Genomic DNA, 13341 nt, shown 5'->3' on the forward strand with positions numbered 1-13341 from the left:
TACCCAATTGGGCGCAAGTCTTTGCGACGCGAAAGGCTTCTGGTTTGCCGGTCTCCGGGCTGACGCGGATGTAGCCGCGCTCGTGCGCCACTGCGAGCAGGGCCAGAACCCGATCGCCCGACGGTCATCCGGCTCGATCCTCAGGGTTTCGATCCTCAGCCTTCGTCCGAGAACTTGTCGGCCTTGCGCCGCCCCATGCGCATGCCGGCCTCCAGCCGCGCACGCAACTGGGTGTAATAGGCCTCAAGGAACCGGCGTTCGTCGTTCCAGCCGTCATTGCGGCCGATCTTCGCGGCGATCGTCTGGTAGACCGATTCGACGGACTGATGCCGCTTGTCGCGCAGCACGCGTTCCAGCGCCTGAAGCTCGTACTCTCCGTAGACCGACAGCTCCGCCTCCTCGAAGTGGTACTTGCGCTGCGCCGCTGCGACGGCAGGCTCCGCGCCGCGGGCGACCGTCATGGCCGCCTCCAGTTTCCGCCGCGGCCGTTCGAGCACCCAGCTTCCGGCGATGATGTCCCCGGCGCGCAGGCCGTCGCGGTTGAACATCGGAAACAGCATGAAGATCAGGAACCAGCCGGTCGCGGCCAGCCACGCCGCCCCGCTGTCCACGCCCGCGGACGCGAGAAAGACCAGCGGCAGGAACAGCTCGACATCGCGCAGGAGATTGCGGGCGATGACCATTTCCGCCGAAAGCCGCCCGCCATCGCGCGCGGCAATACGGATACCCGCCATGCGCTTGCCCGGCGTCGCGCCGCGCGGGCCGAGTTCGAAGAACAGGAAGTAGGCGTTGCGGAACAGGAACAGGACCACGATCCAGACGATGAAGATGAACTGCAGGACATGCCCTGCAGCCGTGTCGCTCTCGATCTCGCGCATGAACGCCGATGCCCCGCCGGCGATCGAGAACAGCGCCATCGTCGAACCCAGGATCAGCAGGAAGATGAGAACGAGGTCGAGCATCAGCGCCCCGGCCCGCGCCCCGCGGCTGGCCACGGTAACCGGCAAGGCGATCCCCTCGGGCGTGACCAGCACACGGTCGCGCGAGGATCGGCGCAGACGGGTCGGTATCGCGCTCATCGCGAAGCGTCCCGGCTCGCCGCGTGGCCGTCATTGCCGCGAAAGGCGAAGAAATAACCGAGCCAGATCGCCAGCATCGATCCGCCGATGGCGAAGCGCCCTGCCGTCTCATCGACAAGCTGGCGCGCAAAGCCTTCGAGCAGGGCTGCCACGACGAGCATGAGCACGACGCCGGTCATGACCAGCGCGGCGCGGCGTCCGGCCTGCGCGGTGGCCTGCAACACCGGCTTGCGGCCCGGGAATGCCAGCGAACGTCCGATGTGCAGCCCCGCCGCCCCGGCCAGCAGGATCGCGAAGATCTCGGTCGTGCCGTGGACCGCGATCCACCCGGCGAAATCGAGGGTCAGCCCCGCCCCGCTGTAGAGCCAGAGCATCGCACCCAGCACGGCCATGTTGTGCACCAGCAGCAGCAGCGAGGGTACGCCGAAAGCAAAGCCGAGCGCGAAGGCAAGGATGGAGACCTGCGCATTGTTGCTGAAAAGCTGGGCGGCGAACACGCTCATCCCGCTTTGCCCGGAATTGCCGAAGATCGTGGCCTTGAGCACTTCGGCACTGGCCCCGGGCACGCGCGTGTCGCCGAACTGCTTGGGCACCAGCGCGAAATACCATTCCGGATCGTGCGAGACGAGCAGCCAGCCGACCGCCGTGCCTGCGACCATCACCGTAAGGGCGATGAGAATATCGACCCAGATCGCCCGCACCGCCGCACTCCAGCCGCCGCCGAGGAACCCGCTGAACCATTCCCACAGGCTCGTGCGTGGCCCGTAAACGACGAACCACGCGCGCTGGACCAGCGCTTCGAGATAGGCGAGCGTCGCCGCATCGAGCGAGGTCTCACGCGCGATCGACAGGCTGGAAGCGACGGTGCGGTAGAGGCCCGGAAGCGCCAGCAGGTCCTCGTCGGGAATACCCCTGATCCGCCCCTTTTCCATGCGTGTGACGATGGCCTCGAGCCGCTGCCAGTCCGCCTCGCGTTCAAGCCGGAAGCGGTCCGAACGCAGGGCGGCGCTTTCGATGGCATCGAGGGTCGCGGTCATCCGATCGCTCCGGAACGCTTGATGGCAAGGTAGGCGTCGAGCAGGCGGGTGCCGATCCGGTCGTAGCGCGCCTCGATGACGTCGACGCCGATCTGCTGCAGGCGGCGGGTGACGAGCGCGCGCTGGCGCAACAGCAGGTCGGCGGAAACGGCCATCGAGAGCACCTCGAGATCCTCGGGCGGCGCGGCGGACATTTCCTCTAGCTCCTCGTCCTCCATCGTCACGAAGAGGACGACGTGCCGCGAAACGAGGCGGCCGATGCTCTCGATCATGAGTTCGGCACTGGTCGGGTCGGAAAAGTCGCTGAACACGACGATGAGCGAGCGCCGCTGCAACCGGTTGGCAAGGGTCGCCAGCGCCAGCGTGAAATTGGGCTCCTCGGCGCGGTACTCAAGTCCGGCGGCGGCCCGCTGCAGCCGGTGAAAGTCGCGCGAGGCAGTGATGAAGGGTGTCGAGACTTCGGGGCGGGAGGCAAAGCCGAACAGCGATACCCGGTCCCCACCCTTGAGCGCGACGTAGGCAGTCGCCAGCGCGGCGGAGACAGCCCGGTCGAGCCGGGGCATCCCGGCGATCGGCTCGCACATCGCCTGCCCGCAATCGAAGGCGAAGACGATCTGGTTGTTGCGCTCTGTCTCGAATTCCTTGGCGTAGAGATGGACGTGGCGGGCCGAGGCCTTCCAGTCGATGCGGCGGCGATCCATTCCAGGCTCGTACTCGGCCAGCGATTCGAACTGCGTGCCCTCACCGCGAATGCGCCGCGCAATGAGGCCGTATTGCGCATCCTTGAGGAAGGTCTGCAGGGCCGGTGAACGCACGGCGGCGATGTTCGGCCAGACGCGGACCTGTTCATCGAGATCGCCCAGCAATTGCCGCGCACCCAGTCCCAGTGGCCCGGTCCAACGCAGCCAGCACCGCGTGACCCGGCCGGTACCCCGACGCGAAGGGCTGACCTGCACCTGCCCTTGCCAGTCTTCGTCCCGGCGGTGCAGTGCAAACTGGCAACGTCCGCCGGGCGACAGCCGGGGATCGCATTCCAGCGCGATCTCGACCGCCGAGGGCCTTCCGGCATGGAGCAAGGCCCGGGCTGAAAACCGCGTCTCGGCGCCAACTTCGGCATCGCCGGGCACGGTCACCTGCAAGTCTTCGAGGCGCCCGCCCAACAGTCCGTCGACAACGATCAGCACCAGCACCACAAGCCCGAACAGCGGCGCGATGACCCACGCGCCGGGCTGCGTTGCACCGATGACAAGCGCCACCGGCGCGCCAAGCGCCAGCAGCACCACGGCGCGCGCGGTCGGAACGATCGGGGCGAGCCGCGTGCTCATCGGTTCAGCGCGGCGCCTCGGTCTGTTCGACGAGCTGGGCGACAAGCGCCTCGACCTGCTTGCCCTCGATCTCCGCTGCGGGGCTGAGCAGCAGGCGGTGGCGCAGCACGCCGGTCGCCAGTGCCTTCACGTCGTCCGGCACCACGTAGTCGCGGCCGTCCAGCGCGGCGCGGGCGCGGGCCGCACCGGCCAGCAGCACTGCCGCACGCGGGCTCGCCCCGCAGGCAAGGTCGGCGCTGTCACGCGTGGCGCGCACGAGCCGCACGATGTAGTCGGTCACGCTATCGGCGAGGGTCACACCTGCCACGGCGCGGGTCGCGGCGGAAAGCACCTGCGGCGATGCGACGGCCTCGATGCCCAATTCCGCGGGCGAAAGCGCGCCGCGATTCTCGCCATAGCGCGCGACGATGCGGATTTCCTCCTCGGCACTGGGATAGTCGACCAACAGCTTGAACAGGAAGCGGTCGAGCTGGGCCTCGGGCAGCGGATAGACGCCCTGGCTCTCGATCGGGTTCTGCGTGGCGACAACCATGAAATGCGGCGGCAGGGCATGGGCGGCACCGTCCAGCGTGACGCGGCGCTCCTGCATCGCCTCGAGCAGGGCCGCCTGCGTCTTGGGCGGAGTGCGATTGATTTCGTCGGCCAGCAGCAGGTCGCAGAAGATCGGCCCGTGGGTGAGGGTGAACTGGCTGGTCTGGAAGTTGAACAGGTTGGAGCCGAGGATGTCGCCCGGCATCAGGTCCGGCGTGAACTGTATCCGTCCGAAGTCCAGCCCCAGCGTCGCCGCGAAGCACTGGGCGAGGAACGTCTTCGCCGTTCCCGGCGGGCCCTCGAGCAGGACGTGGCCACGCGCCATCAGCGCGATCAGCATATGGTCGACGGTCCCGACCTGGCCGACGATGGCCTTGCCGACCTGTTCGCGTATCGCATCGGCGATATGCGCGACTTCGGACAGGCTGAGGGTTTCGGTCTCACTCATCGGATCAGCTTCCTTTCGAGCGCATGGAGTTCGCGCGCGGCTTTCAGGAGGTCAGGGGCCTTGCGCGCCCGCTTGAGGCGCGCGGCAAGAACGGAAAAGGGTTCGGCCTCGGGATCGCGCGCGGCAAGGGCGCGGTCGATGGCCTCTTCGGCGTGAACGGTATCGAGGTAGCGCGGCAGGCCAAGCCCACGCACGAGACGCTCGCGGATACGGTCGGCATAGGGGCCGCCGAGCAGGTGCAGGCGCCGGGCGCGGCGCACAAGGCCGGCAGAATTGCTGACGAGGGCCCGCTTGCCGAAAGCGATCGCCCGCTCCGTGCTCGCTGGCGGCCCGAAGCGCAGGAAGGCGCGCCAGCCGATCATGGTCGCGGCCAGCAGCAGGCACAGGGTGGCGGCAAGAAACGGCGGCGTGAAAGCGAGCGTGAGCAGGTTGCGCGACTGGCCAAAGCCATTGAGTGTCATGTCGAAGATCACCGGATCGCCCGGCGAAATCCCGCCGGCCCGGACCAGCGCCTCGGCAAGGCGCGCATTTTCCAGGCGCGCCATGCCGTAATTGTCGAGCAGGTCCGGTTCGAACACCAGCACCAACGGATAGAGGTCGTCGTCCTCTACCTCGGTCTTCATCGGCGCAAGCGCGTGGTCTTCCAGCTCCGGATAGTAGCCGCCGTCGTCGAGCATGGCCGCGAGGATCCGGCCATCCTGCCCTTCCACCAGCGGGACCAGCCGCTCACCCTGCCCGGAAAGCACCTGCTTGCCTTCGGGCAGCACGCCGCCGAGGCCCATGCCATGCCAGCGCGCCGGCGCGCCGGCCTTGCCCATCGGCGACAGGGTGACGCCGACATCGTCGAGAAAGCCCTGCCAATTGGGGCCCGAGGCTCCCATGATCCGAACCCAGCCGCGCCGGGCGCCCTTCTGCTGGCGATCCACGGGGCCTGCCATCCACTTGGGCGTGATCACCAGCGTCGGCCCGATGTAGCGCCGGGCACTGACGATGCGGTCGATCTCCTCACCCTCGGCAAATGCCGGCGGGGTCAGGACCAGCAGCCCCTTCTTCGCAAGCGCGCCCTCGTTCTTCACCTTGCGCACGGCAAACCCACGCCGGTCGAGGAAGTCGGCCACGGCCGCATAGCCATTCAGGCCCTTGCCCGCCGCATGGGCCTGCCCGTCGTTGCCGGTGCCCATGCCGTTGCCGGTCCCGATCATCCACAGCAGCGCGATGAACAGGGCCGAGCCGATGAGCACGATGCCCACGACGGCGCGGCGGGAAAACGGATTGGCGCCAACGGGTATGGCAGTGCCGGCCACCGGGCCCGTACCGAATGCGACCCCGCTCATGCGCGCAGCTCCAGCCGGGCGAAATCGGCATAGGCGGCGCGGGCTGCCGTCCAGTCCTGCGCATCGAGGTCGCGCAGGGCGAACAGACTGCGCTCCACCCGGTCGGCAATGGTCGCGAAGGCGCGGCGACCGCTCTCGGGCAACATCGGCAGGACGGAAATCTCGCGCGCGGTGCTGGCCGGGATCAGCCAGTCGGGCCGGGCCTGGTTGATCTGGTGGACGCTGCGCTGGAGCAGGAGGTGCGCGGCTTCACCGAAGCGCCCTTGCGCGGCGAGCCGGTCGGCATCCTCGAGCAGGGCAGTCGCCTCGGCCCTGCTCGGCGCCCAGACCGCTTCGTCCTCCTGCCCGCGCCGATTGCGCCAGGCCGCCATGGCCGGACCGAAAATCCGCCAGAGCAGCAACAGCGCCATCGCCGCCGCCAGTGCAATCAGGACGTACTGGAACACCGGCCAGGACATGCCCAGCAGGCGCCCGATGGGTTCAAAGATGGCTTCCATCAGCCTGGAAAGGGCGCGCAGCCAGCCCGGCACTTCGGAAACGGGAGGTTGCTGCATCGGGGGAAGCGGCGCGAACTGGATGTCGGACGCGGCGCGCACGGCCTCCCAGTCGCTCGCGGCGTCCCGGGCAGCGGCCGCACCGGCAATCTGAGGCCCACCAACCGTCACGTCGGCCTGATTGGCATGGGCCGCCCTGCCGCGCAAGCGGTAGCCCTCGTGATAATGCTGCAAGCGGACCTGAAAATTCCCGATTTTTCAGTCCGCACCGCGATCCGACTGGCCGCAGGCGCAACCGGCGCAGGATCAGCCGCGCGCGCGGGCCTGCCGGTAGCTGCCGAGCGGGCGCACGTACTTGCAGTGGAAGGCGAGTTCCTGCAGTGCCATGTCGACGCGCGGATCGCCCGGTACGCCTTCGATGTCCGCATAGAACGTGGTGGCGGCGAAGCTTGCCCCGATCTGGTAGCTTTCCAGCTTGGTCATGTTGACGCCGTTCGTGGCGAAGCCGCCCAGCGCCTTGTAGAGCGCGGCAGGAATGTTCTTCACCTCGAAGATGAAGGTCGTCATCGCCGTTTCGCCCTGGAGGTAGAACGGATCGAGCGGTTCCTTCGCCAGCACGACGAATCGCGTGGTGTTGTCCTCAGCGTCCTCGACGTTCTGCTCGATGATCTTGAGGCCATAGAGCTCGGCGGCCAGCTTGGGCGCCACGGCGCAAGCGGTCACATCGCCCTGCTCGCGCACGAAGGCGGCCGCACCGGCCGTATCGGCATAGGACATCGGCACGATCCCGCGCTCGCGCAGGTAATGCCGCGACTGCCCAAGCGCCTGCGGGTGGCTGTAGGCCGCCTTGAAGGGCCCGTCGCCCAGCGCCATCAGCGCATGATGGATCGGCATGAAGTACTCGCCGACGATAGAAAGCCCGCTTTCCGGCAGCAGGAAGTGGATATCCGCGACGCGCCCGTGCTGCGAATTCTCGATCGGGATGATCGCCCGCTCGGCCTTTCCTTCCTTCACCGCATCGAGCGCATCCTCGAAGGAAAAGCAGGGCAGCGGCAGGCAATCGGGGTCGAATTCGAGGGCGGCACGATGTCCGTTGCAGCCCGGTGCGCCCTGCAGGGCCATGGCGCGCGAAGGGTCCGAAGCCGCTGCGGCTTCCATCTCTGCCACGAGGGCGAGGGCGGGTTTGGGATAGGAATGCATGGTGCCTGCGCGATTAGGCTGCAACTGCGATATCCGCAATGGCTCTTGCACTAAGCAACGCCCGCCACTAGAGCGCAGCGCAACCGAATGGGCTAGATTCACCGGCGGGGCAACTTCGAATGGACGATCGTTTCAATACCATTGCAGGCTGGACGCTGTTCGCAGGCATCGTTGGGCTCGGCCTGACGACCATCAGCTCGCACTATTTCAAGGCTGACAAACCGCATCGTCCCGAGACGATGGGATACGCCATCGAGGGCGTGCAGGAAGAAGGCGAAGGCGGCGGCGAAGTGCCGATCGCAACGCTTCTGGCCAGCGCCGATGTCGCCAAGGGTGAAGCGACTTTCGCCAAGTGCGCTTCGTGCCACACGGTCAATGCCGGCGGTGCCAACGGCATCGGCCCGAACCTTCACGGCGTGGTAGGCGAAGCCATCGGCAAAGGCGTCGGCGGTTTCGCATTCTCCGATGCGCTCAAGAGCGTGGGCGGCGAGTGGGACTTCGACAAGCTCAACGACTGGCTGAAGAGCCCCAAGGCCTTCGCGCCGGGCACCAAGATGACCTTCGCGGGCCTTTCCAAGCCGGAAGACCGCGCGAACCTCATCGCCTATCTGAACACGCAGGGCTCGAACCTGCCGCTGCCCGCAGCCCCCGCCGCCGAGGCAGCTCCGGCCGCGGGTGACGCCGCTGCCGCTCCGGCAGAAGGCGCGGAAGCCGCTGCTCCCGCGGAAGGCGAAGCAGCAGCAGCCGAATAATCCCAAATTTGACGAATCCGGCATTGCCGGCAGGAAGCGGTCCGCAGGCGTCACCGAGTCGCCTTCGGGCCGTTTCCGTCTTTGGACTCCGGAAAATCAGCTAACGAACACGGCAGCGCCTAACCGGGCGCGCCTCGCAGTGATTGCGGTGAGACTGCCCCTCATCCTCACAACCGTCGCCCCCCGGACCTGATCCGGAGGCTCGCTGCCTTGCCGGGCTCCCGCAGAACGGCAGGGTATCCGCGGTCGCGGGGATGACGAGAGGGGGCCGCCTTAGCCCTTGAAGCCCTTGGCGATGACGTACCACTCGGACGAATCCTTGCGGCTTGCCGGCGGCTTGGCATGCTTGACGCTGGTGAAGTGGCGCTTGAGCAGGTTGAGCAACTCAGTATCGGTACCGCCTGCGAGGACCTTGGCGACGAAAGTGCCGCCGGGCGCCAGCGTCTGGATCGCGAAGTCGGCTGCCGTCTCGACCAGCCCCATCGTGCGCAGGTGATCGGTCTGCTTGTGACCGACAGTGTTGGCCGCCATGTCGGACAGGACCAGTTCCGGCGCGCCGTCCAGCGCACCTTCCAGCGCCGCCGGGGCCTCGTCGGCCATGAAGTCCATCTGGAAGATCGTCACGCCCTCGATCGGATCGGTGGGCAGGAGGTCGATGCCCACGACCTTGGCCTTGGGGCACTTGAGCCGCAGCACCTGGCTCCATCCGCCCGGCGCGATGCCGAGGTCGACCGCGCGGGTCACCCCCTTGAACAGGCCGAACTTCTCGTCGAGCTCGATCAGCTTGTAGGCCGCACGGCTGCGATAGCCGTCGGCCTTCGCCTTCTTGACGTACGGATCGTTGATCTGGCGCTGCAGCCAGCGTGCCGAACTCGTCGAGCGCTTCTTCGCCGTACGCAGCTTTTCGCCCGGATCGCGTCCCGAACGGCTCATCGACCGGTTTCCACTTGCTGTACGTTTCCTTCACTTGCGGCAATGACCTGCCCCGCGTGGGGGCCGCCATGACCATTGGATGCAATCAGGCTGCGCAGGATGCCTTCGCGAATGCCGCGATCGGCGACGCCCAGGCGTGCCGCCGGCCAGAGATCGAGGATAGCCTCGAGAATGGCGCAGCCCGCAACGACGAGATCGGCACGCTCACGGCCAATGCAGTTAAGCTCGCGGCGATCCTCGACGGCCATGGTCGAAAGGCGCGTGCTGATCTCGCGCATCGATTCGGCCGGGACGATCAGGCCATCGACCATTCGCCGGTCGTACTGCGGCAGTTGCAGGTGCACGCTCGCCAGCGTCGTCACGGTACCGCTGGTACCCAGCAGGCGCAGTTCTCCGCTACCCGCAACCGACTTGCGCGCGCCCGAGATGCGCTCGGAAAATCCGGCGAAGCTCTCGGCCACAAGGCCGTGCATATGCCGATAGCGGTTGAGCCGATCGGCCTCGCTCGTGCCTTCCGGGCCACAGCTCTCGCTCAGCGAGACAACGCCCCAGGGCACGCTCTGCCAGTCCAGAATGCGCGGCACGGTGCCGGTGCTCTCGATCAGGACAAGCTCGGTCGAGCCGCCGCCGATGTCAAAGATCATCGCCGGGCCCAGCCCCGATTCAAGCAGGACATGGCAGCCCAGCACCGCCAGCCGCGCTTCCTCGCGCGCGCTGATGATGTCGAGGGCGATGCCGGTCTCCTCACGCACCCGCTCGATGAATTCCGGCCCGTTCTCGGCACGGCGGCAGGCCTCGGTGGCGACCGAACGCGCGAGATAGACGTTGCGCCGCATGAGCTTGTCGGCACAGACGCGCAGGGCCGCCAGAGTCCGGTCCATCGCCTCGTCGGAGAGCCGGCCGGACTGGGCCAGCCCCTCACCGAGGCGAACGACGCGGCTGAAGGCATCGATCACGGTGAAGTTCTCGCCCGAAGGACGGGCGATCAGCAGGCGGCAGTTGTTCGTCCCCAGATCGATGGCGGCATAGGACTGGCGCCCGCCGCCCGGTCGGGGACCGGACGCACGCTGGAGATGAGGCTTTTGGGAAACCTGCCGCACCGTTTGCCGACGCAATGACGCCTGCTCGTTCTTGTCGTTCTCTTCGCGCGGCGCTGCGCCTGCCTCGGGCTGGCGTGCGCTCGGTGGGCGCACCTTCCCCTTGGCCGTGCCGGCGACTTTCGGGCGTGACTTGCCCTTACGTCCCTTTCGCCGCCTTCCCGGGCGACCCGACACTTTGACTTTCGCGGCCGGCGGATCTTGCTCCGCCATGGTATCAAATCTCGTTCATATCTTCCCGCCAAACCGGCGGGCACCTGACGCCAATGCTAACGTGCCGTAACCAAAGGGGCAAGAGAGCTTCCCCGAGGCAGTCGCCGCGGGCAGATCTGGGCCAGCCTCCGGCACGCTGACCGGCCTGTCCAGGGATGCTTCCGACAGGCGATGCGCTTCGAGAAGGGGTATCGCGCGCAGCACGCGCTTCTGCCAACATCGCGACCGGACGATGGGGCTCGGGTGCCGCATTCGACGAGCAGAGGATTGAACATGGGCGATTTCGTCAAGATCGAGAAGAAAGGACGCATTGCCGTACTGACCTTGAACCGTCCCGACAGGCTCAATGCGATCGGCGAGCTGGAGGACTGCGCAGATTTCGTCGCCGCGCTGGAGGACCTGGGATCCGACGATAACATCAGCGTCGGCATCCTCACTGGCGCGGGCAAGGCCTTCTCGGCCGGTGGCAACCTGCAGGCAATGAAGGACCGCAAGGGCATCGGCCGGCTCGATTCGCCCACCGCCACCCGCGTCAATTACCGCCGCGGCGTGCAGCGCATTCCGCGCGCCTTCCAGGACTGCGAGGTCCCGATGATCGCCGCGGTCAACGGCTTCGCCATTGGCCTCGGCAACGACCTTGCGTGCTTTTGCGATATGCGCATTGCCTCGGAAAAGGCGCGATTTTCTGCCGGGTTCATCAAGATGGGCCTGATCCCGGGCGATGGCGGTGCCTGGGCACTGCCCCGCGCGGTCGGCTTCGCCAATGCCGCCGAACTGCTTTTCACCGGCGAGACGCTCGATGCGCACAGTGCCAAGGCGATGGGCCTCGTTTCGCGCGTCGTCCCGCATGAATCCCTGATGGATGAGGCCATGGCGCTGGCCGGGAAGATCGCGGCAAACCCGGCCCGATCGCTGCGTCTGGCCAAGCGCCTGCTTACCGATGCACAGAACATGCGCCTCAACGAAGTACTGGAAATGTCCGCAGCGATGCAGGCGCTCGCCCATGAAACGGCCGACTACGAGGAAGCCATCGATGCTTTCCTCGAAAAGCGCCCGCCGCAGTTCACCGGCAAATAGGCCCGACCGAAAATTTCCTTGAATTGAGGTCTTGACCCTTCCGGACCTGCAAGCTAGAGGCGCCCCCTCGTTGCCCCGTCGTCTAATGGTAAGACTACGGATTCTGATTCCGTCTATCGAGGTTCGAATCCTCGCGGGGCATCCACTTTTCCTGACATTTTGGCTAATTCGCGATGTTCCCGCCCGGCTCGGCGGTAAGACTTTCGCGGCGCCCCACCGTGGCACCTGCACTTGGTCGACCGTCATGGCAGACGATCCGCGCGACGCTTATGATATTGTGGAGGTAGCGCCCCACTTCGCTGTCACCGTCAGCGGGAAATTTCCGCCAATCGTCCGCCTACCGCAGGCTGGATTAGTGGACAACGGCGACTCCAACTGCTTAAGCGGTAGAGGTTTCTGGCCAAGGCATGCGACTGATCAGGGGAAATATGGCAGGCGACTCTGAACTCGCATCAAGACGCATATGCCGCGCCTATGGACACGTGAACATTCGCGGGCCCCGGAAGATCCTCGCCAGTTCGATCGCATCTTCGCCTCAATTCCAGCACCGCCAGGTCTTATCGAAGTGAAACCGCGCTTGAACGTGCCGGCCATCGGCGGGCGACACCAATTCGCCCATTTCCTGCCTGTGGTATTCGAACTGCAGCGCCGCGGAACCTTCGAAGTTTCGGTCTTCGTTCCACAAGCTGACGAAGCTGACGAAATCGAGCACCTCGCGTCCAGCCTGGGGTTTCCCCCGCCCAGAATCGTGAGCATGGACCTGCCCGCTCCATTCGGTTGGCGCGTGCCCCAGAGTATGGACAAGATCACGCGCCTGCTGATCTGGGCGAACCGAATTCGGGCCGGAGACGCCATCCTCTGCGCCGAGCGCACGTCCACCCTTTTGAAACGCTTGCCTGGCCGATGCCCGAGCATCATCCATATCCCGCACGGCGCCGGCGATCGCGCCGTCGGATTTGAGAAGCGCTTCCGATACTTCGATCGCGTCCTGGTGGCGGGCGAGAAGGACAGGGAAAGGCTGCTGGCGGAGGGGCTGGTCCGCCCGGACAATTGCGACGCCGTAGGCCCAATCAAAGTGTCTGCAAGCCTCCAGATGCAGGCGAGACGATCCCGGCTGTTCCATGATGACAGGCCGGTCGTTCTGTATAACCCGCATTTCAATACCAGGTTATCGTCGGCAGGGGATTTCGTTCATCGTCTGGTCGAGGCCATCCTGCGCGACGATCGCTACAACCTTGTCGTTGCACCGCACGTTCGCCTGGCAGCACACTGGGATGAGACGCGACGCAAACACTGGGAAGCCTTGGCAGAACCGGGCCGGGTCATCGTCGATCTTGGTTCGCGCCAGTCGATAGACATGACGTATACCTTGGGGGCCGATCTGTACCTGGGAGACGTGAGCAGCCAGGTTTATGAATTCCTCGTCCAGCCCCGCCCGTGCCTGTTCGTGAACGCGCACGACGTGGCATGGCAAGGCAGCGCCGATTTCGCGATGTGGCAATTCGGCGAGGTCGTTGCGCCTGAATGCGACATCCCCGGGGCGATCGCACGGGCCTTTCGGGATCATGCCCGGTTCAAGGCTGCACAGATGAAACGCGCGCAGGCCACTCTGGAAGGCCTGGCGTGGGATGAACGCGGAAGACCGAGCCTGTCATCCGTCGATCCGATCGTACGGGCGGCGGACATCATCGAGCAAAGTGTCCAATCCGATCGGGCGCCCCGAGCGGCAGATGGAGCGGCGATCCAGTTGCAGAATGGCGACTTATCGTTCAGATGAGCGTCCATGACAGCAAGTACCGCCGAGGTTCGAACTAGGAGTCC

The 13341-nt window shown here is 66.1% G+C and carries 12 protein-coding genes and 1 tRNA gene; 4 read left to right on the top strand and 9 right to left on the bottom strand.

Going from position 1 to position 13341, the window contains the following annotated elements:
* Window positions 1-155 precede the first annotated feature (155 nt).
* From SPHV1_RS15350 to SPHV1_RS15380, 7 genes are all read right to left on the bottom strand, one after another.
* A complete protein-coding gene (locus tag SPHV1_RS15350) occupies window positions 156-1079 on the bottom strand; it encodes an RDD family protein (protein ID WP_054946914.1) in 924 nt (307 codons plus the stop codon).
* Window positions 1076-2116, bottom strand: a complete 1041-nt coding sequence (locus SPHV1_RS15355) for a stage II sporulation protein M (protein WP_054946915.1) — start codon at window positions 2114-2116, stop codon at window positions 1076-1078. The genes SPHV1_RS15350 and SPHV1_RS15355 overlap by 4 nt, the downstream gene beginning before the upstream one ends.
* Window positions 2113-3441, bottom strand: coding sequence for a DUF58 domain-containing protein (locus tag SPHV1_RS15360; RefSeq protein WP_054946916.1), 1329 nt, complete (start codon window positions 3439-3441; stop codon window positions 2113-2115). Before SPHV1_RS15360 ends, SPHV1_RS15355 begins: the two co-directional genes overlap by 4 nt.
* 4 nt (window positions 3442-3445) lie before the next feature.
* A complete protein-coding gene (locus SPHV1_RS15365) occupies window positions 3446-4420 on the bottom strand; it encodes a MoxR family ATPase (protein ID WP_054946917.1) in 975 nt (324 codons plus the stop codon).
* Window positions 4417-5754, bottom strand: a complete 1338-nt coding sequence (locus tag SPHV1_RS15370; RefSeq protein WP_054946918.1) for a hypothetical protein — start codon at window positions 5752-5754, stop codon at window positions 4417-4419. The genes SPHV1_RS15365 and SPHV1_RS15370 overlap by 4 nt, the downstream gene beginning before the upstream one ends.
* Window positions 5751-6455 carry a hypothetical protein gene (locus tag SPHV1_RS15375; protein WP_079731351.1) on the bottom strand — a complete coding sequence of 235 codons (705 nt, stop codon included), beginning with the start codon at window positions 6453-6455 and terminating at the stop codon, window positions 5751-5753. The genes SPHV1_RS15370 and SPHV1_RS15375 overlap by 4 nt, the downstream gene beginning before the upstream one ends.
* Before the next feature lie 99 nt (window positions 6456-6554).
* The gene (locus tag SPHV1_RS15380) at window positions 6555-7448 is read right to left on the bottom strand and encodes a prephenate dehydratase (protein WP_054946919.1); all 894 of its coding nucleotides are present in this window, start codon (window positions 7446-7448) and stop codon (window positions 6555-6557) included.
* Between the two features lie 119 nt (window positions 7449-7567).
* On the opposite strand from SPHV1_RS15380, the gene SPHV1_RS15385 reads away from it, so the two are divergent.
* Window positions 7568-8200, top strand: a complete 633-nt coding sequence (locus SPHV1_RS15385) for a cytochrome c family protein (protein ID WP_054946920.1) — start codon at window positions 7568-7570, stop codon at window positions 8198-8200.
* A 273-nt stretch (window positions 8201-8473) separates the two neighbouring features.
* Here the strand turns inward: SPHV1_RS15385 and SPHV1_RS15390 are convergent, their stop codons facing one another.
* Entirely contained in the window at window positions 8474-9133 is a 660-nt protein-coding gene (locus SPHV1_RS15390; protein WP_054946921.1) for an RlmE family RNA methyltransferase, read from the bottom strand.
* Window positions 9130-10443, bottom strand: coding sequence for a Ppx/GppA phosphatase family protein (locus SPHV1_RS15395; protein WP_054946922.1), 1314 nt, complete (start codon window positions 10441-10443; stop codon window positions 9130-9132). Before SPHV1_RS15395 ends, SPHV1_RS15390 begins: the two co-directional genes overlap by 4 nt.
* 273 nt (window positions 10444-10716) lie before the next feature.
* On the opposite strand from SPHV1_RS15395, the gene SPHV1_RS15400 reads away from it, so the two are divergent.
* From SPHV1_RS15400 to SPHV1_RS15410, 3 genes are all read left to right on the top strand, one after another.
* A complete protein-coding gene (locus SPHV1_RS15400) occupies window positions 10717-11520 on the top strand; it encodes a crotonase/enoyl-CoA hydratase family protein (RefSeq protein WP_054946923.1) in 804 nt (267 codons plus the stop codon).
* A gap of 71 nt (window positions 11521-11591) precedes the next feature.
* Window positions 11592-11665 (top strand) — tRNA-Gln (locus tag SPHV1_RS15405).
* A 438-nt stretch (window positions 11666-12103) separates the two neighbouring features.
* Window positions 12104-13297 carry a glycosyl transferase gene (locus SPHV1_RS15410; RefSeq protein WP_231634701.1) on the top strand — a complete coding sequence of 398 codons (1194 nt, stop codon included), beginning with the start codon at window positions 12104-12106 and terminating at the stop codon, window positions 13295-13297.
* Window positions 13298-13341: the final 44 nt, after the last annotated feature.

It is taken from the genome of Novosphingobium sp. KN65.2, assembly GCF_001368935.1.
Classification (GTDB): domain Bacteria; phylum Pseudomonadota; class Alphaproteobacteria; order Sphingomonadales; family Sphingomonadaceae; genus Novosphingobium; species Novosphingobium mathurense.

Excerpts from the sequence above, each read along its gene's own strand:
- SPHV1_RS15350 (WP_054946914.1), bottom strand. The coding sequence starts at position 1,079 with ATGAGCGCGATACCGACCCGTCTGCGCCGATCCTCGCGCGACCGTGTG.
- SPHV1_RS15355 (WP_054946915.1), bottom strand. The coding sequence starts at position 2,116 with ATGACCGCGACCCTCGATGCCATCGAAAGCGCCGCCCTGCGTTCGGAC.
- SPHV1_RS15360 (WP_054946916.1), bottom strand. The coding sequence starts at position 3,441 with ATGAGCACGCGGCTCGCCCCGATCGTTCCGACCGCGCGCGCCGTGGTG.
- SPHV1_RS15365 (WP_054946917.1), bottom strand. The coding sequence starts at position 4,420 with ATGAGTGAGACCGAAACCCTCAGCCTGTCCGAAGTCGCGCATATCGCC.
- SPHV1_RS15370 (WP_054946918.1), bottom strand. The coding sequence starts at position 5,754 with ATGAGCGGGGTCGCATTCGGTACGGGCCCGGTGGCCGGCACTGCCATA.
- SPHV1_RS15380 (WP_054946919.1), bottom strand. The coding sequence starts at position 7,448 with ATGCATTCCTATCCCAAACCCGCCCTCGCCCTCGTGGCAGAGATGGAA.
- SPHV1_RS15385 (WP_054946920.1), top strand. The coding sequence starts at position 7,568 with ATGGACGATCGTTTCAATACCATTGCAGGCTGGACGCTGTTCGCAGGC.
- SPHV1_RS15390 (WP_054946921.1), bottom strand. The coding sequence starts at position 9,133 with ATGAGCCGTTCGGGACGCGATCCGGGCGAAAAGCTGCGTACGGCGAAG.
- SPHV1_RS15395 (WP_054946922.1), bottom strand. The coding sequence starts at position 10,443 with ATGGCGGAGCAAGATCCGCCGGCCGCGAAAGTCAAAGTGTCGGGTCGC.
- SPHV1_RS15400 (WP_054946923.1), top strand. The coding sequence starts at position 10,717 with ATGGGCGATTTCGTCAAGATCGAGAAGAAAGGACGCATTGCCGTACTG.